The following is a 26,089-nucleotide window of genomic DNA, read 5'->3' on the forward strand; positions in this document are numbered from 1 at the left end:
GGCATGAACCAAACAGACCTCACTCCGGTGCACGTCTTCACGCAGCTCGCCTCGCTGGTTTTCGGCATGTCGGTCGCAATGGTTGTTGGTCCGTACATCGTGATCGGCATCGGTGCGATGGGTGGCGCGGCCGTGATGATCATGCAGCGGCAGGGCGACGGGAACATCCGCGCCTTCATCTACTTCTTGGCATCGGCCGCCGTCGCGGTGCTACTGACGGTGCCCATCTCGATGATGGTCGCCTCGTTCTGGGAGCCGATCCGGGATCAGTGGCTGTTTGCGCCAGTGTCCTTCGGGCTGGGCTACGTGGGCGACAAGTATCCAGCAATCATGTCTTGGGTCGGCTCGAAGATCAGTGCGTTCGTCGATGTGTTGATCGCCGCAAGGGGGCAGAAATGACCAGCACGGAATTCCTCCCTGCTGGCCTCAACGCCGCGCTCTCTGCTGCCATCGTCTTCGTGTGCATCTGCCGCGCCGACAAGATCACTGGCAGCGTCCTCAACCGCGTGAAAGCGCAGTACGTGCTCATGGTGATGGGAGCCTGTGCCAACGGTGCTGCACCGTGGCTCTTCGCGATGCCTGGCTGGCCCTCTGTCTTCTTCACCTTCGCGGTGCTCTTCATGCTGGCGGCCGACAGCTACCAGTGGCGCCGCGGCCCTCCCGAAAGTTCAACTGGCCCTGCGCCGTTAGGAGACCTGTGATGCCATCAAACCGCAAAGCTTTCCTCGACATGTTGGCTGTGTCCGAAGGAACCCGCACCAGTCCCGCCACCGTGAACGATGGGTACGACGTGATCGTTACCGGCGTGGATGGAAAGTCCGAAGTTTTCACCGACTACAGCACACATCCGTTTGCCAACGGGCGGCCGTCGAAGGTGATCAACAGTCGCGGGCTGACCTCCAACGCGTCGGGCCGTTACCAGTTCATGCTCAAGGACTGGGCACACTACAAGGCACAGCTCGGCCTCCCGGACTTTGGCCCTGACTCGCAGGATCTATGGGCGCTGCAGCTTATTCGTGAGCGTGGCGCACTGCCGTTGATCGATGCGGGCAGTTTTGACCTGGCAGTGGCGCGCGTGCGCAACCTGTGGGCGAGCCTGCCAGGCGCAGGGTACGGGCAGCCCGAGCACTGCATCGACAGGCTGCGTGCGGCGTACCAGGCCGCGGGCGGGATGCTCGCATGACGCACGTTTGCTGCCTTTGTGGATCTGCAGGTCATGAGACGACGCAGTGCAAGTGGAGGATCGTTCGATGACCAAGATTTTTGACGTGGTGCCCGGCTGGATCTATGCGGCGGTCATTGCACTGCTGCTGTTTTTCATGCTCGGCCAACGTGTGCAAGTCAGCAACGCTAAGGCCGCGACGGCACGCGCACAGGTGGCATTGGCTGACGCGAGAACTCAGGCGGTGCAAGCCGCACAGAAGGCCGAAGAAGATGCCCGAACTGAAGAAACCCGCCGCGAGGCTGAAAAACAGGAAGTGATCGACCATGCACGCCAACAAACTGAAGCCGCTCTGGCTGCTGCCCGTGATGCTGACGCTGCTGCTGACAAGCTGCGCGGTCAGCTCACCGCCTATGTCGCCGCCGTCCGTCGCGCCACCACGAATCCCAGCACTTCCAGCAGAAGCACGCCAGCCGACGATCCCATCGGAGTGCTTGCCGATGTGCTCAGCCGCGCTGACGCAAGAGCGGGCATCCTGGCAAAGTTCGCTGACTCTGCCCACATCGCCGGCACTGCCTGCGAGCGGTACGCCGATGGACTACAGCCTCCCAGTCGGTAAGCTGCCCACGTCACACTGATCCACCATCCCCCCCAGCGTCCGCGCTGGGGGGCTTTTTCGTTTCTGAGTGCGACAATCGCAGACATTCTCAGATGGAGGGATGCGATTGATGAAACGATATGCAAAGGCAGTGCTACGTCCTGCTTGGAACGCATTGAAGTGGCGGATGGACGGGATTGCCAAGGCCGAATCGGGCGCTGCTCTCACCGCAGCCATGCGGCGCGCAGACGATCTTGAAAACGTGCTGCGCGAGACAAATGAGCGGCTTGGGAAAGCGCTCACAAGAATCGACGATGCGGAGCGACAACTTGCGCGAAGCTCGCAGATCTATTCAAAGGTCAGGACTGCGTTTCCTGATCTTTTTTACAGCGATCAGATCGAGAGAGAACTCACGCAGTACAACGATCAGATCGACGTTCACGAGCTGCCGTCAGTTTTCGACTACTGGTCGAACAAGTACATCCTTCCGCTGTTCCATGAGTGCGGGTTCTCCACGGTTGATGAGTTCTATGCGAAGAACCTTGTGCAAGCTGCCCAGCGAGTTGGCGGTACGGCTCGGTTTATCAGCATCGGGGCGGGGAACTGCGACACAGAAATTCGCGTCGTCAAGTTGATGCTCGAACTCGGCCTCAAAGACTTTGAATTCGAGTGCTTGGATCTCAACCCGACGATGCTAGATCGCGGCCGAGAGGCCGTGGACGCTAGTGGGCTTGGCCGAATTTTTCGATTCGTGCAAGGCGACTTCAATGCGTGGATTCCGTCAGGCGAATACGCTGGAGTCATGGCGAACCATTCGCTGCATCACGTCACCAACCTGGAAGGGCTTTTTGATTCGATCAAGGCGTCGCTCAATCCTCGCGGCTACTTCGTGTCGAGCGACATGATCGGGCGCAACGGCCACATGCGTTGGCCTGAGGCGCTTGGACACGTTGAACGCATCTGGCAAGAGCTACCGGCAGAGCGGCGATACAACCACCAAATGCGGCGCGCGGAACCCACGTTCGTGAACTGGGATTGTTCAAGCGAAGGGTTTGAAGGTATCCGCGCGCAGGACATCCTCCCTCTTCTTGTGGATCGCTTCGACTTCCCGGTTTTTCTCGCTTTTGGGAACGTGATCAACCCGTTTGTGGATCGATGCTTCGGCCCCAACTTCGACGCAGATTCGGCAGATGATCGAGCGTTCATCGACCGCATCCATGCCATCGACGAGGCGGGCTTCGAGAGCGGCGAATTGACGCCGACGCAAATGCTGGCCGTGATGAGCCCCACCGCAGTGGATTCCCACGTTTACGCGCGAGGCCTCAGCCCGCAGAAGGCGGCGCGGTCGACAAACTAATCGTTAGCGACCGCATCAGACTACGCCTTGCTCACCTTCAGTTCCAGCCGGTAGCCCAGCGCACTGAAGGCCTGCGCCATCGTGTCGATCTTCGTCGCGTGATGAAGATCCAGGATGCGCGTTACCTCTTGGGGTTTGATCCCCATCGACCGGGCAATGTCGATGGGCCGCGCCTTCTTCTTCAGCACGATGTTCAGCAGTTCCACCTTGGACGCGACGGAGAGCGGAAGCTCAACCAGGCGCTCGTCTTTCTGGAGCGCGCTTGGTCGAGGAACCTCTCTGCCATCCTCAAAGTAGAAATCCATGGCCGTGACGAGTGCGTCAATGGCCATGGCTTGCGCTTCTTCTAAGGTGTCCCCCTGCGTGATGGCCTCCGGTACGTCCCGGAAGGTGACCACAAAGCCGCCTTCATCCGCCGGCTCAAACTTAGCTGGAAATTTCAACATCTATACCTCTACTGTCCTGGCGTTCGTGAATGGAGCAACCCGGGATAGGCCCTTTCGGGCCTCCCTCTCATTTCAGTCCTAGTTGCTTCAGGATTGCTTGTTTAGTGCCTTCCTTCAGTTCCTTGCTTGGGTGTCTCGGTAAGACTGTCTGTTTGCCGTTGATGGAGAGTTTGGAGTGTTTCTTTCCCTCTACCGCTACGACTCCCTGAGTCTTGAGCCACCGCTTGAATTCACTGATTTTCACGACCGCCTTTCTGTTGTTACGATGGATGAATTATAAACAAAAATGCTTTCAACCCGCAAGAGGTTTATACGCATTTTTGCTAAATAATTTCCATCGAAGCAACGGGGCTTGCTGATGCGAAGCAGGCCGGCTGGCTACTCGCTGCCGTTCCGCTCGACCGGCACCACGAGCCATACCTGCCGGTGCTCCCACACTCGATGCACGCCGTCGACCGTCTGGGAGTCGAGTTCGGTTCCTGACAGCAGGAAACCGGGCCCCTTGTGCGCCACGATGACAGGATCGGTGATCCGTCCACGGCTGGCCATCTGCGCAGTGCCGTAGCTGACGTACAGGCTGGCCTCGACCAGGTTGCGCGCCGAGTTGTTCTTGTCGCGGTCGGATTCCAGGATGGTGACGGTTACGCGCATGGGGGCATCGCGCTCGCCAACCTTCAGGCGCAGGCCCTGGCGCATCAGGGGAGTGACTTCGGCGAAGAACATGGCTCAGGCCGCCCGTTTCATTGGGAGCACGTTTTTCGGCAGCGGCGGGGGTTGCCCGGTCTCGCATGCCACGAGGAAGTCGGCCCAGATCCCGAGAGCGTGCCGGCGCTCAGGGATCTCTTCCCGCACGTCGTAGATGCCCTCCATGCCCTTGAGCTTGTGGTTCAGGGCGATCTCGGAAATCTCGCGCGACACGCCCAGGTTGCGCAGATGCCCCTTGGCCGTGCTGCGCGTGTCGTGAGGGGTGAAGCGGCGAATGTCGATGGCGCCGCGAACGAAGGCGCGATTGAAAGCAGCCCAGAGTGTGGTGCGGCCGACAGGCACATCGCCCAACTTGATGACTCGATCTATCCGGCGGGCGGGGAGCACCCACTGCGAATCGCCAGCCACTGAGATCAGCTCGCGGAACCACTCCACCACCACGGGCGGCAGCGGCACCGAAAAACCCACACGGGTCTTCACGGAGTCGTCCGGCACCCACCAGGTGCCGGCGTCCAGGTCTACGTCCACCTTTTTCGCCTTCACCAGCTCGACGCCACGAACGCAGGTGACGAGCAGGATGCGGAACGCCAGACCGTTTTCGCGACCGATGAAGTCGACGCCAGACAGCAGCGCCTTTAGTTCGTCAGTGGCCAGCATGATGCGCTTGCGCACAGGGGGCCGCGGCCCCTTGAGCGATGTGAGCTTGATCCCCATGCATGGGTTGGCCGCCACTATGGTCAGACCGCAGGCGTGGTCGTACAGCTTTGAGGCTGTCGTGAGGGCGCGCTTGGTCATCGTCCATGACCGTTTGCTGTCCTTGAGCACGGTGACGATGTCCATGCTGGTCACCTGATCCACGCGACGCGTACCCAGCTTTGGCACGATGACCTGGTCGAGGTCCGCATTGCGGTAGTAGATCGTGCCGGCCGCAAAGTCGCTGGGCAGCAGCACCTTCTTGCGGTAGTCGTCCACAAGCTCGGAGACGGTCCATGCAGCGGCCGCTCGGGTCTTGCGCTCCTGCTTCTGAGTTGCCGGGTCGACGCCCTTGTCGATGGACGCGCGCAGTGCCCGAGCGTCCTCGCGCGCTGCGGCCAGGCTGATGTCGGGATAGTTCCCAATGGTCATCTCCTTGCGGGCGCCGCCGCCTTGGCGGTAGCGCAGCACCCACGACGCAGTGCCGCCCTTCGACAGGGTGAAGGTCAGGCCGTCGCCATCGGACTTGGCGACAGGCGCCCCCTTGGCGATCCAGCGCTTGATCTGCAGGTCGGAGAGTAGGTGACTGAGTTTGGCCATCGTCTGGGGAGGTTGGGTAGCTAGGCCGTCTAGCTACCCACCTAGCTACCCAGCCAACGCGAGTCAGTGTGACACATCAGGAATCATGAGGCGCCAACTTCTCCAGAAAAATCAACGACTTGCCGAAACTCGCGGCACGCCCTGACACATCCAGAGTCACCAATGAAAATTCCAGGTGGCGATTTTCATAAGCAATGTATCTATCTGATATCCAAGGGCGTACCCCAAAAATCTTCGCTGTCCTGCATCGTTCGTGAGCCGGAGGCGGCAATGAAACACACGGGTGATGCTACAGATTCGATTGGGCCGTATTTTGGGCGGACTCCGGTTCCACTTGGAGGGCGTCTGGACAGACTGTTACTTGTGATTCGGTGGTCCGAGGCCGGATCACGAACTCTTGCCGGCCTCCGCATTTTTCCTCCGGATCCGGCTCGCCTTCTCCTCGGAGTAAGGCTCGCAGGTCGGCTCGCTTCTGGAGACGGTGCCTTCGTCCAGGCCGTGATCGCGGTAGCTGCAAATGGCCCCGGGCTTGACGTTCGCCAGACAGGATTGTTCTGACAAGCCAGCGGCGGTCGGCGCATAGGCCGGCAGTTCTTCTTCGGGGACGTAGGTGTACAGCGCAGGGTTGGCGCGTGCGAGGCCGCCTTGCTTCTCGGCCAGAAGAAGAGGGCCCACGCTGCCATCCGCCTGCAAGGCCGCTTTCCAGACGAAAAACTGCGGCACGGTCGCATCGGTGGTGCTTGCCGCAGCGTCGCCGTTTTTCCAGCGATAGATGGTTTGCACGGGCAGCGCCTTCGGATCTTCCGGTTCGCTGTAGCGCTTGGCTTGGAGGTCCTGGGCTCGCGCGAAATAGAACACGTCGGTCGGCGTCACGTGAACGTAGCTTGCCGTGGAGACTCTCTGGCGCAGGCCGCTGCGCTCGGCGGGCTTGTACTGGTGGGGCTCGGCGGCCAGCACGGTCACCTTCAGGCTCTTGCTGCCGAGGTCGTAGAACCACACCTGGCCTGCCTGCGCGGTGAAGGCGTACTGCAGGCGCGGATGGCCATCGAAGCTTGGCGGCACGACGTTGGGGGCGGCCAGATAGTTTTTCGTGTTCCCCGCATACGTGGGCGGCTTCTCGGTGGGAAGCGAGCCCCACTTCACCTTGTCCGACACGGGCCAAGCGCGCGAGACGCTGCAACTGCAGGAGGCGTTTTTTTCCGTCAGGTTGTTGCAGGTGACGGGCGCTCCGTCGAGCACCTCGCCATCGCGAAACTGCTTGATGGCTACCGTGGATGTTTCCTGGAAGTACACGGTCCTCCATGTCAGCGTCGCGATGCCGTAGGGCGTGATCACGCACCCTGAAAGCAATGAAAAGACAGGCAGCAGGGCGAAGAGCTTGTGCGGCAGCCGCATAGGTTGGTTCCCGTTTCTTGTTTTGGTGAGAGCCGGAGTATCTGCGCCCTTCAACGCGAGGGGAGGCGCGCGCGCAGCGCTCGGATCGTCGTGCGCTGGTAGACCACCAGAAAGCACAGGACCAGCGTCAGGATCGGCCACAGCACGCAAAAGACGTAGACGTTGATCTCGTTGTAGGTGATGCCAAGAACCTTGGCCCAGTGGATCAGGAAATTGACGCACCAGTCAAAGACGGGGTCCACAAAGGTGTGTTTCGACATGCAGTTTTCTCCCGATCGGATGCGAGCCAGACAAGCGCTAGAAAGTTTCGCATCGATCGCGGATCTTCCTCGCGCCGTTCGTCCGCTCGTGTCGAGCACCGGGTCGACCGCGACCGGGGTAAGTCCCTATCCCGTCCAGCCGGACGAACGCGGACATTACCCGCGAGTAGAAAATTTACTGATAAGTAGATTTTCGCGTGTGAGCCTCGAAGAACATCCAAATGGAGACAACAACATGAGACGTACTCACTGGCGGCGCGCAAGCCCGCTTTGCCTGCTGACCCTGATTGCCCTGACGGCATGCGGCGGGGGTGGCGGCGGTGGCCCCGGCTTCCTGCCGGTCTTCGGAGGCAACCCGGTCAGCCCTCCTGCGCAGGACAGCTACAAAGCCGAGATCCGTCGCACGGCCTTCGGCGTGCCGCACATCAAGGCGGACAACTTCGAGGGTGTCGGCTATGGCTACGGCTATGCGCAGGCCCAGGACAGCCTCTGCACGTTGGCCGACTCCTTCCTTACCTACCGTGGAGAGAGGTCGCGCTATTTCGGCGCGGATGCACAGAGCGTCTACGCCGGCATCCTCGGACGGCCGCTCAACCTCGAGTCGGACTTTTTCCACAAGCACGTGATCACCGCCGATACGCTCGACGCGATGCGCGCGGCGCAGCCCGACACCTTGCGTAAGCTGGTCGAGGGCTTTGCCGCGGGCTACAACCGCTACGTCCGGGAGATCAAGGCCGGCGGTCCGGAAAACGCGGCATGCGGCAAGGAAGCCTGGGTTGCGCCCATCACGCCTGACGACATCTACCGGCGGATGTACCACGCCGGCCTTGCGGGCGGCTACAGCAATTTCGTCTCGGGCATCGCGGCGGCGGTGCCGCCGTCGCCGCAAGTTGCCAGGATCGCGTCGGGCAGCGCCAGCGCGCTGAAGGCTGCATCGTCCACTGTGCGGCGTGCGGTCTTGCCCCCGATACAGGTCGGCGGCCAGAAAGGCATCGGCAGCAACATGATCGGGTTCGGCACCACCGCGACCGGCGACGCGAGCCCCTTGTTGTTCGGCAACCCGCACTGGTACTGGCACGGGCCCGATCGGCTCTACCAGGCCCATCTCACTGTTCCGGGCCAGCTCAACGTCAGTGGCGCGAGCTTCCCGGGCGTGCCCGTGATGCTGCTGGGCTTCAACGACAACGTGGCGTGGAGCCACACGGTGTCGACCGCGAAGCGCTACAGCCTCTACCAGTTGCAACTGGCCAAGGACGACGCGACCAGCTACGTGCGCGACGGCCAGAACGTGAAGATGCAGCCCACGGCCATCACGGTGACCGTCAAGCAGCCATCGGGCAGCCTGATGCAGGTCACGCGCACGCTGTACCGGTCAGCGTACGGTCCGCTCGTCGACCTGTCGGGCATCGACCCCTCGTTCGCGTGGAGCCAATCCATCGCCTTTGCCGTGCGCGACATCAACAGCCAGAACTACCGCGTGTGGCGCAGCTGGCTGCGCTGGAATCAGGCCAAGTCTCTCGACGAACTGGTTGCCGTCCAGCGCGAGGAAGCGGCCGTTCCATGGGTCAACACGGTCGCTGTCGGCAGAGGCAGTGCCAAGGCCTGGTATGCCGACATGGGCGCGGTGCCCAACGTATCGGATGCGCAGATCGCCCAGTGCAACACCGACGAGGGGCGCGCGCTTGCGGCATTGTTCGGCGGCGGGGCCGACGCGCCCATCGTGCTTGACGGCTCCCGCAGTGCCTGCGACTGGAAGGACGATCCCGATTCGGCGCAATCCGGCGCCATCGGCCCGTCGCGCCTGCCCAGCCTGTGGCGCGACGACTATGTCGCCAACATGAACGACAGCTACTGGCTCGCGAACCCCAAGGCGCCACTGACCGGCTACCCGTCGATCATGGGACCGGCGGGCACCGCACCCGTCAGCTTCCGCACGCAGCTTGGCAACCGGCTCGCGCAGGACCGCCTCGAAGGCACGGACGGCTACGCGGGCGACAAGGCCACGGTCGACACGGTTAAGCAGATGGTGCTCAACAGCCGCGCCTACAACGCTGAAATCTTCAAGACCCAGATGCTGGACATCGTCTGTGCGGTGCCAACGATCTCAGTCATCGGAGATCCGCTGGGAGACGGGATCTTTCCTTCGCCGCGCGACGTCGATACCGCGCAAGCGTGCGACGTGCTCAGGCAATGGGGCAACACCGGCAACATCGGCGCGCGCGGTGCTCACATCTGGGACGAGTTCTGGAGCAGGGCATCGCAACTGGATGCCGGCGCACTCTACGCCGTGCCTTTCAGCGCCAGCGATCCGTTGCACACGCCGCGCGGCGTCAAGTCCTCGGCCGCCGTCGATCTGCAGCAGGCCTTTGGCGCGGCCGTGCTGCGCGTGAAGGCCAGTCCCTACCCGCTGGATGCGGCGCGCGGTGACTACCTGTTCACCGTGCGCGGCGGCGTGAAGATCCCGCTGTACGGCGGCTGCGTGGACGGCTACTTCACCCACATCTGCGCCAACAACCGGCTCGACAAGGGCGGCTACAACATGGACAGCGACGCCATCGCCAATGGCAACAGCTACCTCCAGATCGTCCGGTTTCCGCAAGGCGGCGTGGAGGCGCACACCCTGGTCTCGTACTCGGTCTCGGAAGACCCGGCTTCTGTGCACTTCGGGGACTACACGCAGGCTTACGGCAACAAGCAGTGGCTGCGGCTGCCGTTCTCCGAGGGGGAGATCACGGGGGACGCGGCGTATCGGAGCGTGACCGTGCGGGAATAGCGAAGGGCGCGCACCCCAGCCCCTCGGCCTAACGCGCCGAGGGGCGCAGTCCCATGATCACGTGGTCTGCAAAGGCCTCGGCAATCGCCTCTCCGCTGGCGTCACCCTTTTCCGTGAACCAGCGGTTGATGTTGTTGATGGCGCCCATGAAGAAGAACACCGCGAGCTTGGGGTCGCAGGGCGCGATCGATCCTTCGTCGACGCAGCGTGCAACCAACGCGCGCAACTGCGTGTCGACCACGCGGCGCCGCTGCTGGATCAGTGCGCTGTGCTGCTCGGTCATCGAGTAGTACTCGGTCAGCACCACGCAGGTTCCCAGCTCACTCGTCATCTTGCGGATGTAGAGACTCACGAACAGGCGCAACGCATCCAGCGCGGTCGTGCCTTCCGACTCGGCACTCTGCAGCGCTTCCTCGGCCATGCCGATGGCAAGACGATGGCACTCGTACAGGATCTCGTGCTTGTTCTTGACGTAGCGGTACAGCGCCGGCTTGGTGACCGACAACGCGCTCGCGATGTCGTCGAGCGTGGTGTTGTGAAACCCCTTGACCCCGAAGGTGCGGCCCGCAGCGGCGATCAGCGCCCGCTTGCGGATTTCGCGCGGATCGGGCGTGTCGGCCAGCGCATTGTTCCAGCGCGCGGTCTTGGCAATGGGGGGATCTGTGGGCGGTGCAACCATGGGTGGAAGTGGATTGTCGGTCAACGGTGAACGGGGTCTGCCCGCTTGACGGGACTCCGGGTCAACTTTATATTCACTCAAAGTTACTGCAAAGTAACTTTCAATGACCGCCAAGAAAAAAGGCCAGTTCGCACCCCGTGCACCGGCCATCAACGGAGACATCAATGGCATTCTTTCGCTCCTGCGGCGCAGCCGTGGCGCTGGCCGCCTGCACGCTCGCCGCGTCTGCACAACAACAGCAACAGCCGCCGATCCGTATCGCGCACATCGACACGTTTTCAGGGCCCACTGCCTCGACCGGCGTGACGGTGTCCAAGACGCTGCTGTACGCGGTGAACCTCATCAACGAGCGCGGCGGCGTGCTGGGTCGCAAGCTCGAAGTGGTGCAGATGGACAACGCCGGCGATCCGGCCAAGGCCATCTCGATGTTCAACAGCACCGTGGACCAGAAGATCAACTTCATGGTCCAGGCCGGCAACTCGGGCATTGCCGGCGCGTTGCTCGGTGCGGTCGAAAAGCACAACCAGCGCAACCCGCAATCGCGCGTGCTGTATCTCAACTATGGCTCGGCGTTGCCTGAATTGACCGGCGAGAAGTGCAGCTTCTGGATGTTCCGCTTCGAGGCGCACCAGCTCATGAAGATGTACGCCATTGCCGACTACGTGAAGAAGAACCCGCAGATCAAGAAGATCTACCTGATCAACCAGGACTACGCGTTCGGCCGCGAGGTCAGCGCCGATGCGCGCGAGATCATCGGCAAGGCGCGTCCCGACGTGCAGTTCGTCGGCGACGACTTCCATCCCTTCGGCAAGGTGAAGGACTTCTCGCCCTACGTGCTGAAGATCAAGCAGTCGGGCGCCGACACGGTGCTCACCGGCAACTGGGGCAACGACCTGTCGCTGCTGGTGCGCGCGAGCAAGGATTCGGGCCTGAACGCGCGCTACATCACCTACTACGGCGGCCTCTTCGGCGTGCCCACGTCGATCGGCGCGGCCGGCGAGAACACCGTGTTCCAGGTCTCGTCGTGGCACCCGAACGTGCCGGTCGAAGACAAGACCCCGGCGCTCGAGAAATACCAGAAAGACTTCAAGGCGAAGTTCGGCGAAGACCTGTACTACACCTCGATCGTGGTGCAGACCGAGATGCTCGCCAAGGCCATCGAGAAGGTCGGCAACACCACCGACCTCGTGAAGATCGCGCAGGCGCTCGAAGGCATGGAATACGACTCGCCCTTCGGCAAGATCCAGATGCGCAAGGACGATCACCAGGCCACGCACCCGCTCTACATCAACCAGTTGGTCAAGGGTGTGAAGTACGACGCCGAAGGCCTGGGCATGGGTTGGAAAACGGTGGCCAAGGTGCCGGGTGCCGTGACCGAATTGCCGGTCAGTTGCAAGATGAAACGCCCGGACTGACATGGGCATGCACGACATCGGCAGTGCGGCGCAAGGCCGTGTAGCGGTGGTCACCGGCGGCGCGTCGGGGCTGGGCGCCGCAACCGCACAAGCGCTGCATGCTGCAGGCGCGCGTGTCGCGCTGATCGACCGCGACGCCGCGGCGGTCGCGGCAACGGCAGCGGCCATGGGCGTCAGCGGATTCGCCGCCGACGTGGCCGACGCAGATGGCATCGAGGCCGCGTTCACCGAGATCGCTGCGCAACTCGGCCGCACCGCGATCCTCGTGAACTGTGCCGGCATTGCCGACCCCGGCAGCGTCGTGCGCCGTGGCGTGGCGATGCCGCTGGCGGAGTTTCGCCGCGTGATCGAAATCAACCTGTTGGGTGCCATCAACTGCATCCGCTGCGCTGTGCCGCAGATGATCGAAGGCCGAGCGGGCGACCAGGAAGCCGGCGTGATCGTCAACACCGCCTCCATCGCCGCCTTCGACGGCCAGATGGGGCAGGCCGCCTATGCCGCCTCCAAGGGCGGCGTGGCCGGCATGGTGCTGCCGTTGGCGCGGGAGTTGGGCGAGCACGGCATTCGCGTCATGGGCATCGCGCCCGGTGTGTTCGAGACGCCGATGACGATGAACCTCGCGCCCAGGTCGCGCGACGTGGTGTTCGCGGCCGTGCCGCCGTTCCCCAGGCGGCCGGGCCAGGCCAGCGAGTTCGCTGCGCTGGTGCTGGCCATCGTTGCCAACCCGATGCTCAACGGCGAAGTGATCCGCCTCGATGGCGGGCTGCGCATGCCGGCGCGCGTCTGAACACAAGGCAGCAAGGAAAAACGATGCAGATCAAAGGACAGGTTGCCGTCGTCACCGGCGCGGCCTCGGGGCTTGGCCGCGCCACCGTTCAGCGGCTGGCCGAGCAGGGCGCCCATGTGGCGGCCATCGACCTCGCCGGCGCGCCGCTCGACGCACTCGCCAAAGAGTTGAAGCTGCTGGCAATCGGCGGCGATGTGAGTTCGGCCACCGACATGGAAGCTGCCTTCGCGCAGGTGCGCACGGCGCTTGGCACGCCGCGCATTCTGGTCAATTGCGCCGGCGTGCTCGGCCCGGCGCGCGTGTTCCGCACCGACAAGGCCACGGGCCGTGTCATGCCACGCGAGCTGGACGTCTTCCGGCGCGTGATCGAGATCAACCTCGTCGGCACCTTCAACACCATTCGCCTGTTCGCGCAAGGCCTGAGCGGCGAGACCGCCGTCGATGGCGAGGATCGCGGCGTGATCGTCAACACGGCCTCGGTCGCCGCCTACGAGGCGTTGTCGGCACAAACTGCCTACGGCTCGTCCAAGGCCGGCGTGGCCAGCATGACGCTGCCTCTGGCGCGGGAGCTGGCACGCTTCGGCATCCGCGTGATGGCGCTCGCGCCCGGCACCTTCGAAACCGGCATGTACGAAGTCGTGCCTGCCCACACCCGTCGCACGCTGATCGACGACGTGCCCTTTCCTCCACGCCCGGGGCGGCCGGAAGAGTTCGCGCACATGGTGCAGGCGCTGATCGAGAACGGCATGATGAACGGCTCCGTGGTGCGCATCGACGGTGCGGTGCGCATGCGCGAGCCGACCGCGCCGCGCGAAGGACGACCAGCGTCATGACCGGGCCCATCGTCACATCGCACGGCGATACGGTGCGCGTCGAGGCGCTCTACGGCGACCGGCTGGTGCCTTGCTACGCCGAACGGCCGCGCAACCTCGATGCCATGCTGCGTGCGTCGGTGGCGCTGCGTGGCGATGCGCCGGCCATCGAAGACGGCTCCAGAACGATCAGCTACCGTGCGCTCGATCGCATGGCCGACCGCGTCGCCAACGGACTGGCCGCGCAACGCGTAAAGGCCGGTGATCGCGTCGCGCTGTTCGTTGGAAACCGCGCCGAATTCGTGGTGCTGCTGGCAGGCATCTGGCGGCTCGGCGCGATCGCGGTGCCCATCGGCATCCGGCAGAGCGCTGCGGAGCTGAAGTACATGCTCAACCAGTGCGGTGCGACGGCGCTGGTGTTCGACGCCTCGCTCGCCGACCGCCTGCCGTCCGCCGAAGAAATCACTGGCGTGCATTGCATCGTGTGCATCGAAGAGCCCCCGCTTGGCGCCGAGGTGCGGCCCGGTGCCATGGCGTACGCCGCGCTGCTGGCCGCCGGCAGCGATGCGCAGGTGGCTGCCGACTTCGACGACACGCAGGCCGCCTGCATCATGTACACGTCGGGCACCACGGGCCATCCCAAGGGCGCGGTGCTGTCGCACCTGGGTTTCTTCCACACGGCGCGCAACTACATACGCCGCTTCGGCTACGTCGCCGACGACCGCATGCTGCTGGTGATTCCGGCTTCGCACATTTCAGGGCTGCTGGCGGTGATCGTGGTCGCGTTGCAGGCCGGCGCGTGTCTTGTCTGTCTGCGGCAGTTCAATGCAGGCCACGTGCTGGCTGAGATCGATGCACGGCGCATCACCGCCGCTGTGCTGGTGCCGGCGATGTACAACCTCTGCCTGCTGCATCCGGACCTGCAGCGGCACGACCTGTCGTGCTGGCGGATCGGGCATTTCGGTGGCGCGGCCATGCCCGAGATCACCATCGCGCGGCTGGCCGAGGCGTTGCCCGGCCTGGCGCTCTACAACGGCTTCGGGGCCACCGAGACCACGTCGGCCGTCTCGCTCACCGAGCGCGACGATGCGGCGCGCAAGCCCGACACGGTCGGCACGCTGCTGCCTTGCGTCGACATTCGCGTGCTCGATGCCGCGGGGCACGAAGTCGCCGCCGGCGAGTCGGGCGAACTCTGGATTCGCAGTCCCGGCAACGCCATCGGCTACTGGGGCAACCCCGAAGCCACGCGCAGCGCTTTCGTGGCCGGCTACTGGCGCTCGGGCGACATCGGCAGCGTCGACGCCGAAGGCTTTGTGCGTGTGTTCGACCGCATCAAGGACATGATCAACCGGGGCGGGTACAAGGTGTACTGCGTGGAGCTTGAGAACGTGATCCAGCGCCACCCGGGCGTGATCGAGGTGGCCGCCGTCGCGAGCCCCTGCCCGGTACTGGGCGAGCGCGTGCATGTGTTCGTGCATGCCGTCGAGCCGGTGGACACCGAGGCCGTGCGCCAGCTCTGCCGCCGCATGCTGGCCGACTACAAGACACCCGACTTCGTGACCGTGAGCGCAACGCCGCTGCCGCGCAATCTCAACGGCAAGCTCGTCAAGGCGCCACTGCGCGAGCAGGCGCTCAAGGCGGCGCGCGAACGCACCCATACCCTTTCAAAAGAAAGAACCGCATGACTTCCACTCCTGTCTATGTCCTTGGCGGTCACCAGACCGATTTCGCCGTCAATGCCTCACGCAACGGCGACGGCCTGTTCGAGCTGTTGCGCGATGCGGTGCTGGGTGCGTTGGTCGACACGAAGCTTGAACCGCAAGAGATCGAGTCCGGCCATGTCGGCAACTTCGTCGGCGAACTTTTTACTGGCCAGGGCCAGCTCGGAGGCATGCTCTCGGCCATCGCTCCCGGCTTCTACGGCGTGCCCGCGGGGCGGCACGAGGCGGCCTGCGCGTCTGGCAGCATCGCGATGCTCGCGGCCACCGCCGAGATCGAATGCGGCCGCTACGACTGCGTGCTGGTCACCGGCGTGGAGCTGGAGCGCAACGTGCCCGGCGCCGTGGCCGCGCAGCACCTCGGTGCGGCCACCTGGGTCGGCGAAGAGGGCGAGGGCGCGAAGTACATGTGGCCGCACATGTTCCACCTGGTCGGCCAGGAATACGAGCGCCGCTATGGGCTCAAGTACGAGCACCTGGCGCGCATCGCCGAAATCAACATTGCCAACGCGCGCCGCAACCCTTTTGCGCAAACGCGCGACTGGCGCTACACCGAGGCCAGCTTCACTGCTGACGACGAAGCCAATCCCGTGATCGAGGGCATGATCCGGCGCCAGGACTGCGGCCAGGTGACCGACGGTGCAGCGGCCGTGGTGCTGGCGTCGGCGCGCTTCGCCGAGGCCTGGGCGAAACGGCATGGCACGTCGCTCGATGTGCTGCCGCGCATTGCCGGCTGGGGCCATCGCACCGCGCACCTCAAGCTCGCGCCGAAGTTGCAGGCGAGCGCCGGCCAGCCTTATGTGTTCCCTCACGTGCGCGACGCGATCCAGGGCGCCTTCCGCCGCGCCGGCATCGCCGACGTGTCGCAGCTCGACGGCATCGAGACGCACGATTGCTTCACCACCACCGAGTACATGGCGATCGACCATTTCGGCATCACCCCGCCGGGCGAGAGCTGGCGCGCGATCGAGGACGGCACCATTGCACGCGGTGGCCGGCTGCCGATCAACCCCAGTGGTGGCCTGATCGGACTGGGCCATCCGGTGGGCGCCACCGGCGTGCGGATGGTGCTGGATGCTGCCCGCCAGGTGACCGGCCGCGCCGGTGACTGCCAGGTCGAAGGTGCGCGGCGTTTCGCCACGCTCAACATTGGTGGCAGCGCCACCACGGTGGTGAGCTTCGTCGTGCAGAGCGGCGCGAACTGATTCAGTCGGGAGCCGCAGGCCCACGCAAGGCGGCCAGGCAGAACTGCACGACGATCTCGCTCAACTGGCTCGAGGTGGGGCGCTGCGTTGCCGATATCGGCAGCTTGCGGCCCTGCACAGTCAGTGTCGCCAGACCATGCGTCGCCGCCCAGACGGCGAATGCCAGCTCTTCTTCGCTGAGTGTTCCGACCCGGGCACCGGGAAGAATCAACGCCACTGCGTTTCTCAGCAATTGGAAGGACGCACCGCTGGCCTGCAACAGGTCGGGGTACTGATCGCGGCGCACGATCTGCGGGCTGAACATCAGGTGAAAGCGGGCAGGGTGCGCCTGGGCGAACTCGACGTATCCCAGGATCACCGCCCGCAGCCGCGCCGGGCCATCGTTGGCGTCCACCGAGTCCAGGCGCGTCATGCGCAACGACACCATGTCGCGGAAGGCCTGTGCCGCGATGGCCGCAAGCAGCCCGTTCCGGTCCTTGAAGTGATGGGCAGGGGCGCCCTGGGAAACGCCGGCAAGCCTGGCGGCCGCGCGCATGCTCATGCCGGCGATGCCTTTCGTATCGAGCAGGTGGGTGCCCCACGCAATGAGCGATGCGCGCAGGTCGCCGTGATGCCACTGGCCTTCAGGCTTGGTGCTCCCCTCGGCAGGGGGCCTGGGCGCAGCCCTCGACGGGCATTTTGCTGCTGCCGGTTTTGTCATAGGTCGAGCGATGTGTCCGTGGACACCGGGTCACTTCAAACCGCTCATTTTGCCGTTCGGCAATGGGCCTGCGTCAAGCCTCGGAGCGCCAGTTGCCGTGGAAGCCCGCAGGCACGCGGTGCGACAGGTGGGCCAGCGCGACAGGGCCCGCCGCCAGGTCGGTGGCGTTGAAGACGGCCAGGTCGCTGCGGTTGTCCGCGCCGCGCCAGATGACCGACAGCAACCAGCCGTCGCCTTCCTCGGCATCGGCATGGCGCGGCACGAAGATGGGCTCGCCGCAGTGGTCGCCCTCGGGCGGCTGCCAGCGCACGATGCCTCCGCTGGACAGGTCGATGTGGGCCAGGCCGCCGCGAGAGTGATGGCCCTTGATGGCCTCGGTGACCGCGGAGGCGCAGTAGTAGCCGTGCCGATAGGGGCGCATGGCGAAGCGCTCGTCGAGGCGGGGGAATTCGCCGGGGAGGTCGTCCAGCGGCTGCTCCCGGTAGGTTCTCGACGCACCGGCCAAATCAAAGGTCCAGCGCACGAGCCGCGCCGTGGGCGGCCGCTCGGATGAAGGTCGGCCGTCGGGCAGCGGAAAGAGCGGCGCCACCTCGTACTTCATCATGTCGCAGACGATTTTTCCATCTTCAGTGTCGAACCCGTTCATCGGATGGAACACGTAGCTCGGGTCCCCGGTGAACCAGCGAACGTCCGCTGCCGTGCCGTTGCGGGGAACGATGCCGATGTGCGTGCCCTTGTCCGGCTCCCACGCATACCCCGGGCGTCCGCTTTGCACGCGCTCCATCGATCCCGTCAGCGGGAAGATCGGAAACAGCACGTGCGTGCGCGTGACCACGAAGTCGTGAACCATGCTGGGGAAGGGGGCCACGATGTGCATCGAGCTTTGCAGCTTCCCTGCGCGGTCGACGACGTGCAGCATCAGGTCGGGCGTGAAAGGTCCGCGCGCGGCATAGCCGAAGAAGACCATCTCGCCGGTGACCGGGTCCATCTTCGGGTGCGCGGTCATGGGGCCGGAGAGCTTGCCCGCGAAGTCGTGATAGCCGCGCGGCTCCAGCGACACCGGGTCCACCTCGAACGGGGCGTGCACCTCTTCGAGCGCAAGCAGCCGGTCGCCGTGCCACACGATGTTGGTGTTGGCCACCGTGGAGTTCAGCTCCAATATCCTGGGGTCGCTCAGGTGCCTGCTGCCCAGCGATCCGGTCATTCCCTCGCCGTGTTCGTTTTCCATGGACCATTTCGGCGTGCGCACCCAGCGGTTGCGGTAGGCCACGCGCCCGTTGTCGATGTGGAATGCATGCAGCATGCCGTCGCCGGAGAACCAGTGGTAGCGCCCCCGGGGAGCGAACTGCGGGTTGGGTCCGTTGCGATAGAGCGTTCCCCGCAGGCCCGGCGGCATCTCGCCGGTGATCGGCAGATTCGGCGCATCGCTCTCCGCATGAAGCGGGGCGTAGTAGCCGCACAGGAAGGGATCGTCGGTGGGGAATGCCTGGGCCATGGGGTGTCTCCGTTCTTCTGGGGTGGGAACTCAGTGACGACGCGGTCGAAGCCGGTGCGGCCTATGCGGGCTCGGCGACGCGATCGCGCGCAGCGGCTGTGCGGTCCAGCAAGGCGTTGCGCGCGGCGTGGTATTCGTTGGCAAAGCGGTCGATCAGGTCGGCGGCATGCGGGATGTCCCCCAGCACGCCGATGCCCTGTCCGCAGCCCCAGATTTCTTTCCAGGCCTTGGGCTTCTGGCCGTCCGAGCCGAAGTTCATCTTCGACGGATCGCTGGTCGGCAGATTCTCGGGATCGAGCCCTGCAGCTTCCAGCGAGGGCTTCAGGTAGTTGCCGTGGACACCGGTGATGAGGTTGGTGTGGATCACGTCGCGCGCCGCGCATTCTGTGATCATCTTCTTGTAGCCGTCCACGGCGTTGGCTTCCTGCGTGGCGATGAAGGCCGAGCCGATGTAGGCCATGTCCGCGCCCATGGCCAATGCCGACAGGATCGACCGACCGGATGCAATGGAGCCCGACAGAAGCAGCGGACCGTCGAACCACTGGCGAATCTCCTGCACGAGCGCGAAGGGCGACTGCGTGCCCGCATGGCCACCGGCGCCAGCGGCGACCGCGATCAGGCCGTCGGCACCTTTCTCGATCGCCTTGTGTGCAAAGGCGTTGTCGATCACGTCATGCAGCACGATGCCGCCGTAGCTGTGCACGGCCTCATTGATCTCGGGGCGCGCGCCCAGCGACGTGATCACGATCGGCACCTTGTAGCGCACGCACACTTCCATGTCGTGATCGAGCCGGTCGTTCGAGCGGTGCACGATCTGGTTGACCGCGAAGGGGGCCGAAGGCCGCTCCGGATGGCGAAGGTCGTGTTCGTGCAGTTCGCTCGTGATGCGATCGAGCCACTCGGCCAGCGCGGTGGTCGGCCGTGCGTTCAGTGCCGGGAACGATCCGACGATGCCGGCCTTGCACTGCGCGATCACGAGGTCGGGGTTGGAGATGATGAACAGCGGCGACGCCATCACGGGAATGCGAAGGCGCTGCGACAGGATGGGGGGAAGGCTCATGCTTGGAACTCCTTGAAAACTGGAATGTGGATGGCGCGCGGTCTCAGATGGCACGCGCTGTTTTTTGCCAGTGCGGATCACGCAACAGGCGCTTGAAAATCTTGCCGGTGTCCTCGCGCGGCAGCGATGCGTGAATCTCGACGACGCGCGGCACCTTGTAGTTGGCGATGCGCTCCCGCAGGAAGGACTGAACCTCGCTCGCCTCGATTCGGCAGCCGGGCCGAGGCTGAACGGCCGCGGCCAGGCCTTCACCGAACTCGGCATCGGGAATGCCGAAGACGGCGCAATCCGCAACGCCCGGCATGGCCTGCAGAACCGATTCGATCTCCGCGGGATAGATGTTCACGCCGCCCGAGATCACCATGTCCGACTTGCGGTCGCAGATGTAGAGGAAGCCTTCCTCGTCGAGGTAGCCGATGTCGCCCAGGGTGATGAGGCCGTCGCGCTCGATGGCGGTGCGCGCCTCGGGCCGGTTGATGTAGGTGAAGTCGGGTGCGGCGTGCTGGCGGACGTAGATCAGGCCCGTCTCGCGTGTTGGCACCGCCTGGCCCTGCTCGTCGAGGATGCGGACCCGGGCGTGCGGGAGCGGCCGGCCGGCGGAGCCGCGATGCGTCTGCCAGGCGTGGGCATCGATGAACGTCGTGTAGCCTGCCTCGCTCGATCCGTAGGCTTCCGTGACGATGGGCCCGAGCCAATCGATCATCGATTGCTTGAGCGCGGGTGGACACGGCGATCCTGTGGATGCGATCTGCCGCAGCGACGAAAGATCGTGACGCGCGCGATCGGCCGGCTCCATGGCGAGCAGGCGCTGGTACATGGTCGGCACCAGGTAGGCATGCGTGACGCGATGCTGTGCGATGAGCGAGAGCGCACGCTCTGCATCGAAGCGGGGCTCGAGCACCAGGGTGGCGCCCAGCTTGCAGATGTGCGCAAGGTAGGTCATGGACGCGCTGTGATAGATCGGCGCGGAGAGGTATGCGACGACGTCGGGTCCGGTGCCGTAGACGATGTCGGTGACCTGCTGCAGGTCGCGCTCCATGCCGGTGCGCTGGTTCTCGGGCGCGGAGATCCGGCGCACGCCCTTGGGCTTGCCGGTGGTGCCGGAGGTGTAGGCAATCGCACCGTGCGACATCCCCGAACGCGCAGGCATCGCAGGAAGGCCTGCGCCGAAGTCGGTCCAGCTCACTGCGGGATGCGCGGCGCTGTCGGCGCACGGCACCGCGATGACCTCGACGCCGTCAGGCAGGCCTTCGCTGATCTGCGGCAGCAGGTCCTGGTGCACGAAGAGCGCGCGAGCACCGCTGTCGACCAGCACGTGATTGGCTTCCAGTGCCTTGAAGTGCCAGTTGACCGATGCGAGATAAAGGCCCGCATGGCGGCATGCGAGCACCAGTGCCACGTACTCCGGCCCGTTGCGCAGCATGGCTGCGATGGTGCTGCCCTCGTTGCACTCGAGCGCATGAAGACCGGCGAGCACGCGGTCTATTTCAGCCTTCATCCAGTCGCGCGAGTACGCGCGTCCGCCAAACCAGAGCGTTGGAATCATCTTGTCTCCTGTTGCCGAGCCGTTGTGGCGGCGGCTTCGATGGGCGGATCGTAAGCCGTTTAACTAGTCATTGTCTAGTTGGTGATGAAAACGCACCGAATGCCGGTGTGAAAGACGGTTTCGCGCGACGTCATGGTTTGGCCGACATGCGCTATCGCAGCGGCGTGGACTGGTTTGGTCCTTCATTGCCTTCAAGGTGAATGGGGATGGTCGACTCTTGAGATCGGACGGAAATATGGCCGAGCTGAGATACAACCCCTCCTTAAATGCACCGAAATGGGGGTTTTGAGCCGAATTGGTTCGTCAATCCTGCAAAATGCACGATCCGCATAAGGTTATGCACTGATTTGGAAGAAGGATTGGAATGAAGCACGCATCCGTCGGGGGTTTCCTGGCACATGTCGCACAACGCAACCCCGGACAGCCCGAGTACCTGCAGGCCGTGACCGAAGTGATGGAAAGCCTCTGGCCGTACATCGAGCAGCACCCGAAATACGTTGCCCACAGCCTGCTGGAACGCCTCGTGGAGCCTGAGCGCGTGATCATGTTCCGCGTGTCCTGGGTCGACGACCACGGTGAAGTGCAGGTCAACCGCGGCTTTCGCATTCAGCACAGCCTGGCCATCGGGCCGTACAAGGGCGGCATGCGCTTTCATCCGTCGGTCAACCTGTCGATCCTCAAGTTCCTGGCCTTCGAGCAGACCTTCAAGAACGCGCTGACCACGCTGCCCATGGGCGGCGGCAAGGGCGGCGCCGACTTCGACCCGAAGGGCAAGAGCCAGGGCGAGGTGATGCGTTTCTGCCAGGCCTTCGTGAGCGAACTGTTCCGCCACATCGGTTCGGACACCGACGTGCCCGCGGGTGACGTGGGTGTGGGTGGACGCGAAGTCGGCTTCATGGCCGGCATGGTCAAGAAGCTCACCAACCGCGCCGACTGCGTGTTCACCGGCAAGGGCCTGAGCTTCGGCGGCTCGCTGATCCGGCCCGAGGCCACTGGCTACGGCAACGTCTACTTCGCGCAGGAAATGCTCAAGCGCAAGGGCCGAAGCTTCGAGGGCATGCGCGTGAGCGTCTCGGGGGCGGGCAACGTGGCGCAATACACGATCGAGAAGGCACTTGCGCTGGGCGCCAAGGTGGTCACCGTGTCGGACTCCAGTGGCACCGTGGTCGACGAGGACGGCTTCACCACCGAGAAGCTGGCGGTGCTGATGGATGTAAAGAACCACCTCTACGGCCGCGTGAGCGACTACGCCGAACGCACCGGCACCCGTTTCGTGGCCGGCGCAACGCCGTGGCATGTGCCGGTCGATGTCGCGCTGCCGAGCGCCACGCAGAACGAACTCAACCAGGAAGACGCGCGCACGCTGGTGAAGAACGGCGTGATCTGCGTGGCCGAGGGTGCGAACATGCCCTCGACCATGGAGGCCGTGAAAGTGCTCGAGAGCCACGGCGTGCTCTATGCGCCCGGCAAGGCGAGCAACGCAGGTGGCGTGGCGACCTCGGGGCTGGAGATGAGCCAGAACGCAGCGCGCCTGTCATGGACGCGCGACGAGGTCGATGCGCGCCTGCTGCAGATCATGCAAGGCATCCACGAGTCCTGCCTGCACTACGGCGCACGCAAGGACGGCAGCGTGAGCTACGTCGATGGCGCGAACATCGCGGGCTTCGTGCGTGTGGCCGATGCGATGCTGGCGCAAGGGGTGGTCTGAGGCGCTTTTCTTGCAGGCCCGGTCAGAGTTCGATGAATGCGGAGGTGGCCTTGTTCAAGGCCAGTTTTCCCTTGGCGGTGATCGACTCCACCTGGGCCAGCTGACGGATCGCGCGCGCGTCGGGCGTGCGGTCCGAAGGCGGAATGAATGCAGTCACCAACTCGGCCGCACGCAACACGCGCAGCCTGTCGATGTCTGCGGGCGTGTGGACGACGTATGGCAATTTCTGCTCGGAAAGAGCCCGAAGAAATTCCATGGACATGGTCCGTCTCCTTGTCGTGATGGCGGTTCGGACATTGTGCGCAAAAACAATTAGCTGCGTCTAATCCCTGCGGCGCGCATGCCTTTCGGGGCGTGTACCGAAGTGTTCTTTTCGGTTTGCAGAAGAGACGAAGGTGCCGGTTTGTTTCTGGCCGCTGCCGCGTCAGTTGCGGGTCTGGATCGGCCACGCCGTGGTGTCCGGCATCAGGATGTGCCACAGCACCGGATCGATGCCGTCGAAGGTCGCGCGATAGCGATCCGAAAGCCGCCCTTCGCCGGTCACGTCGCGGATCACGATGCCGTCGATGCGGCCTGCGTGGGCGCGCATCACTTGCGCATAGATCTCTGGATCGGCCTCGCCCGAGTCGCCCACCAGCACGAAGCGGCGTTGCGGAAATTCGGTGAACAGCCGCTCGATCACGCCGAGCTTGTGCGCGCGCGAATCTTCGTCGCCGGGAATCAGCGTGCGCCATGTCGTGCTCTCGCGCAGGTGCATGCTTCCCTCGGGAAAATCGGCGCCGCGAATGAAATCGGAGAGTGCCGGATACAACTGGATCGGGCTGGCCGACAGGTAGTGAAAACGCGTGTCGGGTGTCTTTGCCAATGCGCGGTAATACGCCGCCATGCCGGGCGTGGCCTCGAAGCGGCGCGCGAAGGTATTGAGCAGCATCTCGCGCCGGTCGCGCACCTGCGTGTGCTTGATGGTGTCGTCGATGTCCGAAATGATCGATACGCCTTGCGCGGGCACGATCAGGGACTGACCTTTGAAGCGATGCAGCAATTCGCCGGGGCCGGTCACGCCGTGGAACTGCTGCCATTCCTGCAAGGCCGATGTGCGCGGCGCATCGATCACCACGCGCAGGTTACTGCGGCCGTCCTTGCCCGAGGGCGGCATCGCGATGCGGGTCGGCACGCCGTCGAAGGCAATGTCGATCAGCTTGCCTTCTTCGGACTCGGCATGAAACAGCGCGGTGCGCTGGTTGAAGCGCAGCCGCGCGGCAGGCGACAGCTTCTTCAGGCTCAGGCCGAGGTAGCGAGCGAAGGCGGCGTTGAGTCCCCAGCGATGCTCACGCTCGAAGATCCAGGCATGAACGTCGACCTCAAGCCGGCCATCTGCGGTGGGGCGCGCCGTGCCCGTCATGAAGAGCGCTTCTTCATCGGGCTCGAGCGGTTTCGCGGCGGGCAGTGCCTGCAGCGGCGCAAGGCCCGCGAGCAGCGCTGCGCCAGCCACCACGGACCGGCGTCGCAGAGCCGGGCGCGGTGGGCTGTGCGGGCCGTCGCTCATGTCTTGGTGGCGTCGATGCGTTCGTAGGTCACGAAGCTGAAAGGCAGGCCTTCCTTGGCCGACACATGCGCTTCGCGTTGTGTCTCGTGCCATGCGCCGGCATCGAGTGCGGGCGCATGGGCATCGCCTTCGTAGTCGCGCGCGATCTCGGTCACGACCGCGCGTTGCGCGAAGGGCTCGGCCTCGGCATAGATCTGCGCGCCGCCGATCACCCACACCTCGGCCGCCTGCCGTTGCTCGCAGAGCGACAGCGCCTCTTGCAGGCCGCCCACATGCTGCGCGCCTTCGGCACGCCAGTCGGCCTGCCGCGTGACGACGATGTTCTGCCGGCCCGGCAGCGGACGAAAGCGCGGCGGCAGCGAATCCCAGGTCTTGCGGCCCATGATCACCGGTGCGCCCGCAGTCTGCTGCTTGAAATGCGCCATGTCTTCGGGCAGGTGCCAGGGGATGGTGTTGTGGGCGCCGATCACGCCGTTGGCGGCGCGGGCGAAGATGAGGTTGATGCGGGGTGTGCTCATCCTGCTCACACCGCCACTGGCGCCTTGATCGGATCGCCGTGCCGGTAGTCCAGCACCTCGAAGTCTTCGTACTGGTAGTCGAAGATCGAAGCCGGCTTGCGCTTGATGTTCAGCGTGGGGTACGGGTAGGGCGTGCGGCTCAGTTGCAGCGCCACCTGTTCGGCGTGGTTGCTGTAGATGTGGCAGTCGCCACCGGTCCAGATGAAGTCGCCCACGTCCAGGTCGCACTGCTGCGCCACCATGTGCGTGAGCAGCGCGTAGCTGGCGATGTTGAATGGCACGCCCAGGAAGATGTCGGCGCTGCGTTGGTAGAGCTGGCAGCTCAGCTTGCCGCGCTCGCCGGGGGCCTGTGCCGGTGCCACGTAGAACTGGAAGAAGGCATGGCAAGGCATCAGCGCCATCTTCGACAGCTCGGCCACGTTCCATGCGCTCACGATGATGCGGCGCGAATCGGGGTTGGTCTTCAGCGTCTTGATGACGTCCGAGATCTGGTCGATGTGGCCGCCGTCGGGCGTGGGCCAACTGCGCCACTGCACGCCGTACACCGGGCCCAGGTCGCCGTCTTCGCGCGCCCATTCGTCCCAGATGCTGACGCCACGTTCCTTGAGCCAGTTGTTGTTGCTCGATCCGGTCAGGAACCACAGCAGTTCCTGGATGATGGATTTCAGGTGCACCTTCTTCGTGGTCACCAGCGGAAAGCCTTCGTTCAGGTCGAAGCGCATCTGGTGGCCGAACACGCTCTTGGTGCCGGTGCCGGTGCGGTCGCTTTTTTGCACGCCGTGGGTGTCCACGTGGCGCATGAAGTCTTCGTACTGGGAGCGGACGGGGCGATTGGGCGTGGAAGTCATGGGAGGAGGAAGAAGGTGTTTGGCGGGCCGGGCCGGGTGTTTCGAATTTTAAGTGCCTGGGCT

27 protein-coding genes are annotated in these 26,089 nt (G+C 64.2%); 12 read left to right on the forward strand and 15 right to left on the reverse strand.

Features of this window, described 5'->3' with window-relative positions; translation table 11 throughout:
- The first annotated feature begins 3 nt into the window (after positions 1-3).
- From H7F35_RS22110 to H7F35_RS22130, 5 genes are all read left to right on the forward strand, one after another.
- A complete protein-coding gene (locus H7F35_RS22110) occupies positions 4-399 on the forward strand; it encodes a hypothetical protein (protein WP_187108725.1) in 396 nt (131 codons plus the stop codon).
- Complete coding sequence (locus tag H7F35_RS22115) at positions 396-701, forward strand: hypothetical protein (RefSeq protein ID WP_187108726.1); 306 nt, start codon at positions 396-398, stop codon at positions 699-701. The genes H7F35_RS22110 and H7F35_RS22115 overlap by 4 nt, the downstream gene beginning before the upstream one ends.
- Positions 701-1,183, forward strand: coding sequence for a glycoside hydrolase family 104 protein (locus H7F35_RS22120; RefSeq protein WP_187108727.1), 483 nt, complete (start codon positions 701-703; stop codon positions 1,181-1,183). The genes H7F35_RS22115 and H7F35_RS22120 overlap by 1 nt, the downstream gene beginning before the upstream one ends.
- 67 nt (positions 1,184-1,250) lie before the next feature.
- Positions 1,251-1,781 carry a DUF2514 family protein gene (locus H7F35_RS22125; protein WP_187108728.1) on the forward strand — a complete coding sequence of 177 codons (531 nt, stop codon included), beginning with the start codon at positions 1,251-1,253 and terminating at the stop codon, positions 1,779-1,781.
- A 109-nt stretch (positions 1,782-1,890) separates the two neighbouring features.
- Positions 1,891-3,117 (forward strand): class I SAM-dependent methyltransferase, encoded by a 1,227-nt coding sequence (locus H7F35_RS22130; protein ID WP_187108729.1) that lies wholly within the window; start codon positions 1,891-1,893, stop codon positions 3,115-3,117.
- A gap of 20 nt (positions 3,118-3,137) precedes the next feature.
- Here the strand turns inward: H7F35_RS22130 and H7F35_RS22135 are convergent, their stop codons facing one another.
- The 6 genes from H7F35_RS22135 to H7F35_RS22160 all read right to left on the reverse strand — a co-directional run bounded on the left by H7F35_RS22135 (position 3,138) and on the right by H7F35_RS22160 (position 7,216).
- Positions 3,138-3,563, reverse strand: coding sequence for a type II toxin-antitoxin system HicB family antitoxin (locus H7F35_RS22135; protein ID WP_315970460.1), 426 nt, complete (start codon positions 3,561-3,563; stop codon positions 3,138-3,140).
- A gap of 67 nt (positions 3,564-3,630) precedes the next feature.
- Complete coding sequence (locus H7F35_RS22140; protein WP_187108730.1) at positions 3,631-3,807, reverse strand: type II toxin-antitoxin system HicA family toxin; 177 nt, start codon at positions 3,805-3,807, stop codon at positions 3,631-3,633.
- Positions 3,808-3,941: 134 nt separating this feature from the next.
- Positions 3,942-4,286 carry a hypothetical protein gene (locus H7F35_RS22145; protein ID WP_187108731.1) on the reverse strand — a complete coding sequence of 115 codons (345 nt, stop codon included), beginning with the start codon at positions 4,284-4,286 and terminating at the stop codon, positions 3,942-3,944.
- A gap of 3 nt (positions 4,287-4,289) precedes the next feature.
- Positions 4,290-5,561 carry a tyrosine-type recombinase/integrase gene (locus H7F35_RS22150; protein WP_187108732.1) on the reverse strand — a complete coding sequence of 424 codons (1,272 nt, stop codon included), beginning with the start codon at positions 5,559-5,561 and terminating at the stop codon, positions 4,290-4,292.
- Positions 5,562-5,948: 387 nt separating this feature from the next.
- Entirely contained in the window at positions 5,949-6,956 is a 1,008-nt protein-coding gene (locus H7F35_RS22155; protein WP_187108733.1) for a hypothetical protein, read from the reverse strand.
- A 50-nt stretch (positions 6,957-7,006) separates the two neighbouring features.
- Complete coding sequence (locus tag H7F35_RS22160; protein WP_187108734.1) at positions 7,007-7,216, reverse strand: hypothetical protein; 210 nt, start codon at positions 7,214-7,216, stop codon at positions 7,007-7,009.
- 235 nt (positions 7,217-7,451) lie between these two features.
- Between H7F35_RS22160 and H7F35_RS22165 the strand changes: the two genes are divergently transcribed.
- The gene (locus H7F35_RS22165; RefSeq protein ID WP_187108735.1) at positions 7,452-9,989 is read left to right on the forward strand and encodes a penicillin acylase family protein; all 2,538 of its coding nucleotides are present in this window, start codon (positions 7,452-7,454) and stop codon (positions 9,987-9,989) included.
- Between the two features lie 28 nt (positions 9,990-10,017).
- On the opposite strand, the gene H7F35_RS22170 is transcribed toward H7F35_RS22165, so the two are convergent.
- Complete coding sequence (locus H7F35_RS22170; protein WP_187108736.1) at positions 10,018-10,668, reverse strand: TetR/AcrR family transcriptional regulator; 651 nt, start codon at positions 10,666-10,668, stop codon at positions 10,018-10,020.
- A 164-nt stretch (positions 10,669-10,832) separates the two neighbouring features.
- Between H7F35_RS22170 and H7F35_RS22175 the strand changes: the two genes are divergently transcribed.
- The 5 genes from H7F35_RS22175 to H7F35_RS22195 are packed head-to-tail and all read left to right on the forward strand — an operon-like array spanning position 10,833 to position 16,605.
- On the forward strand, positions 10,833-12,083 hold the full coding sequence (locus tag H7F35_RS22175) for a branched-chain amino acid ABC transporter substrate-binding protein (protein ID WP_187108737.1): 1,251 nt from the start codon (positions 10,833-10,835) through the stop codon (positions 12,081-12,083).
- A 1-nt stretch (position 12,084) separates the two neighbouring features.
- Positions 12,085-12,870, forward strand: coding sequence for an SDR family NAD(P)-dependent oxidoreductase (locus tag H7F35_RS22180; protein WP_261803308.1), 786 nt, complete (start codon positions 12,085-12,087; stop codon positions 12,868-12,870).
- Between the two features lie 23 nt (positions 12,871-12,893).
- Positions 12,894-13,703: an SDR family NAD(P)-dependent oxidoreductase gene (locus H7F35_RS22185; protein ID WP_187108738.1), complete on the forward strand. Its 810-nt coding sequence runs from the start codon at positions 12,894-12,896 to the stop codon at positions 13,701-13,703.
- On the forward strand, positions 13,700-15,367 hold the full coding sequence (locus H7F35_RS22190; RefSeq protein WP_187108739.1) for a class I adenylate-forming enzyme family protein: 1,668 nt from the start codon (positions 13,700-13,702) through the stop codon (positions 15,365-15,367). The genes H7F35_RS22185 and H7F35_RS22190 overlap by 4 nt, the downstream gene beginning before the upstream one ends.
- On the forward strand, positions 15,364-16,605 hold the full coding sequence (locus H7F35_RS22195) for an acetyl-CoA acetyltransferase (RefSeq protein WP_187108740.1): 1,242 nt from the start codon (positions 15,364-15,366) through the stop codon (positions 16,603-16,605). Before H7F35_RS22190 ends, H7F35_RS22195 begins: the two co-directional genes overlap by 4 nt.
- A 1-nt stretch (position 16,606) precedes the next feature.
- On the opposite strand, the gene H7F35_RS22200 is transcribed toward H7F35_RS22195, so the two are convergent.
- The 4 genes from H7F35_RS22200 to H7F35_RS22215 all read right to left on the reverse strand — a co-directional run bounded on the left by H7F35_RS22200 (position 16,607) and on the right by H7F35_RS22215 (position 21,406).
- The gene (locus H7F35_RS22200; RefSeq protein WP_261803309.1) at positions 16,607-17,146 is read right to left on the reverse strand and encodes a TetR/AcrR family transcriptional regulator; all 540 of its coding nucleotides are present in this window, start codon (positions 17,144-17,146) and stop codon (positions 16,607-16,609) included.
- Positions 17,147-17,378: 232 nt separating this feature from the next.
- A complete protein-coding gene (locus H7F35_RS22205; protein WP_187108742.1) occupies positions 17,379-18,800 on the reverse strand; it encodes a carotenoid oxygenase family protein in 1,422 nt (473 codons plus the stop codon).
- Positions 18,801-18,861: 61 nt separating this feature from the next.
- Positions 18,862-19,860, reverse strand: a complete 999-nt coding sequence (locus H7F35_RS22210; RefSeq protein WP_187108743.1) for an NAD(P)H-dependent flavin oxidoreductase — start codon at positions 19,858-19,860, stop codon at positions 18,862-18,864.
- 43 nt (positions 19,861-19,903) lie between these two features.
- Positions 19,904-21,406, reverse strand: coding sequence for an AMP-binding protein (locus tag H7F35_RS22215; protein ID WP_187108744.1), 1,503 nt, complete (start codon positions 21,404-21,406; stop codon positions 19,904-19,906).
- A 364-nt stretch (positions 21,407-21,770) separates the two neighbouring features.
- Here H7F35_RS22215 and gdhA point away from each other — a divergent pair, with 364 nt between their 5' ends.
- Entirely contained in the window at positions 21,771-23,114 is a 1,344-nt protein-coding gene (gene gdhA / locus H7F35_RS22220; RefSeq protein ID WP_187108745.1) for an NADP-specific glutamate dehydrogenase, read from the forward strand.
- A 22-nt stretch (positions 23,115-23,136) separates the two neighbouring features.
- Here the strand turns inward: gdhA and H7F35_RS22225 are convergent, their stop codons facing one another.
- From H7F35_RS22225 to H7F35_RS22240, 4 genes are all read right to left on the reverse strand, one after another.
- Positions 23,137-23,376, reverse strand: coding sequence for a hypothetical protein (locus tag H7F35_RS22225; protein ID WP_187108746.1), 240 nt, complete (start codon positions 23,374-23,376; stop codon positions 23,137-23,139).
- A 162-nt stretch (positions 23,377-23,538) separates the two neighbouring features.
- Complete coding sequence (locus H7F35_RS22230) at positions 23,539-24,660, reverse strand: phosphatidate phosphatase App1 family protein (RefSeq protein WP_187108747.1); 1,122 nt, start codon at positions 24,658-24,660, stop codon at positions 23,539-23,541.
- Complete coding sequence (locus tag H7F35_RS22235; RefSeq protein WP_187108748.1) at positions 24,657-25,178, reverse strand: dihydrofolate reductase; 522 nt, start codon at positions 25,176-25,178, stop codon at positions 24,657-24,659. The genes H7F35_RS22230 and H7F35_RS22235 overlap by 4 nt, the downstream gene beginning before the upstream one ends.
- 5 nt (positions 25,179-25,183) lie before the next feature.
- Positions 25,184-26,026, reverse strand: coding sequence for a thymidylate synthase (locus H7F35_RS22240; protein ID WP_187108749.1), 843 nt, complete (start codon positions 26,024-26,026; stop codon positions 25,184-25,186).
- Between the last annotated feature and the right edge of the window lie 63 nt (positions 26,027-26,089).

It is taken from the genome of Variovorax sp. PAMC26660 (genome assembly GCF_014302995.1).
In the GTDB taxonomy this organism is placed as follows: Bacteria; Pseudomonadota; Gammaproteobacteria; order Burkholderiales; family Burkholderiaceae_C; genus Variovorax.

Excerpts from the sequence above, each read along its gene's own strand:
- H7F35_RS22125 (WP_187108728.1), top strand. The coding sequence starts at position 1,251 with ATGACCAAGATTTTTGACGTGGTGCCCGGCTGGATCTATGCGGCGGTC.
- H7F35_RS22230 (WP_187108747.1), bottom strand. The coding sequence starts at position 24,660 with ATGAGCGACGGCCCGCACAGCCCACCGCGCCCGGCTCTGCGACGCCGG.
- H7F35_RS22130 (WP_187108729.1), top strand. The coding sequence starts at position 1,891 with ATGAAACGATATGCAAAGGCAGTGCTACGTCCTGCTTGGAACGCATTG.
- H7F35_RS22235 (WP_187108748.1), bottom strand. The coding sequence starts at position 25,178 with ATGAGCACACCCCGCATCAACCTCATCTTCGCCCGCGCCGCCAACGGC.
- H7F35_RS22150 (WP_187108732.1), bottom strand. The coding sequence starts at position 5,561 with ATGGCCAAACTCAGTCACCTACTCTCCGACCTGCAGATCAAGCGCTGG.
- H7F35_RS22205 (WP_187108742.1), bottom strand. The coding sequence starts at position 18,800 with ATGGCCCAGGCATTCCCCACCGACGATCCCTTCCTGTGCGGCTACTAC.
- H7F35_RS22195 (WP_187108740.1), top strand. The coding sequence starts at position 15,364 with ATGACTTCCACTCCTGTCTATGTCCTTGGCGGTCACCAGACCGATTTC.
- H7F35_RS22170 (WP_187108736.1), bottom strand. The coding sequence starts at position 10,668 with ATGGTTGCACCGCCCACAGATCCCCCCATTGCCAAGACCGCGCGCTGG.
- H7F35_RS22185 (WP_187108738.1), top strand. The coding sequence starts at position 12,894 with ATGCAGATCAAAGGACAGGTTGCCGTCGTCACCGGCGCGGCCTCGGGG.
- H7F35_RS22120 (WP_187108727.1), top strand. The coding sequence starts at position 701 with ATGCCATCAAACCGCAAAGCTTTCCTCGACATGTTGGCTGTGTCCGAA.
- H7F35_RS22210 (WP_187108743.1), bottom strand. The coding sequence starts at position 19,860 with ATGAGCCTTCCCCCCATCCTGTCGCAGCGCCTTCGCATTCCCGTGATG.
- H7F35_RS22175 (WP_187108737.1), top strand. The coding sequence starts at position 10,833 with ATGGCATTCTTTCGCTCCTGCGGCGCAGCCGTGGCGCTGGCCGCCTGC.
- H7F35_RS22160 (WP_187108734.1), bottom strand. The coding sequence starts at position 7,216 with ATGTCGAAACACACCTTTGTGGACCCCGTCTTTGACTGGTGCGTCAAT.
- H7F35_RS22155 (WP_187108733.1), bottom strand. The coding sequence starts at position 6,956 with ATGCGGCTGCCGCACAAGCTCTTCGCCCTGCTGCCTGTCTTTTCATTG.
- H7F35_RS22200 (WP_261803309.1), bottom strand. The coding sequence starts at position 17,146 with ATGAGCATGCGCGCGGCCGCCAGGCTTGCCGGCGTTTCCCAGGGCGCC.
- H7F35_RS22110 (WP_187108725.1), top strand. The coding sequence starts at position 4 with ATGAACCAAACAGACCTCACTCCGGTGCACGTCTTCACGCAGCTCGCC.
- H7F35_RS22180 (WP_261803308.1), top strand. The coding sequence starts at position 12,085 with ATGGGCATGCACGACATCGGCAGTGCGGCGCAAGGCCGTGTAGCGGTG.
- H7F35_RS22165 (WP_187108735.1), top strand. The coding sequence starts at position 7,452 with ATGAGACGTACTCACTGGCGGCGCGCAAGCCCGCTTTGCCTGCTGACC.
- gdhA (WP_187108745.1), top strand. The coding sequence starts at position 21,771 with ATGAAGCACGCATCCGTCGGGGGTTTCCTGGCACATGTCGCACAACGC.
- H7F35_RS22135 (WP_315970460.1), bottom strand. The coding sequence starts at position 3,563 with ATGTTGAAATTTCCAGCTAAGTTTGAGCCGGCGGATGAAGGCGGCTTT.
- H7F35_RS22115 (WP_187108726.1), top strand. The coding sequence starts at position 396 with ATGACCAGCACGGAATTCCTCCCTGCTGGCCTCAACGCCGCGCTCTCT.
- H7F35_RS22215 (WP_187108744.1), bottom strand. The coding sequence starts at position 21,406 with ATGATTCCAACGCTCTGGTTTGGCGGACGCGCGTACTCGCGCGACTGG.
- H7F35_RS22225 (WP_187108746.1), bottom strand. The coding sequence starts at position 23,376 with ATGTCCATGGAATTTCTTCGGGCTCTTTCCGAGCAGAAATTGCCATAC.
- H7F35_RS22190 (WP_187108739.1), top strand. The coding sequence starts at position 13,700 with ATGACCGGGCCCATCGTCACATCGCACGGCGATACGGTGCGCGTCGAG.
- H7F35_RS22145 (WP_187108731.1), bottom strand. The coding sequence starts at position 4,286 with ATGTTCTTCGCCGAAGTCACTCCCCTGATGCGCCAGGGCCTGCGCCTG.
- H7F35_RS22240 (WP_187108749.1), bottom strand. The coding sequence starts at position 26,026 with ATGACTTCCACGCCCAATCGCCCCGTCCGCTCCCAGTACGAAGACTTC.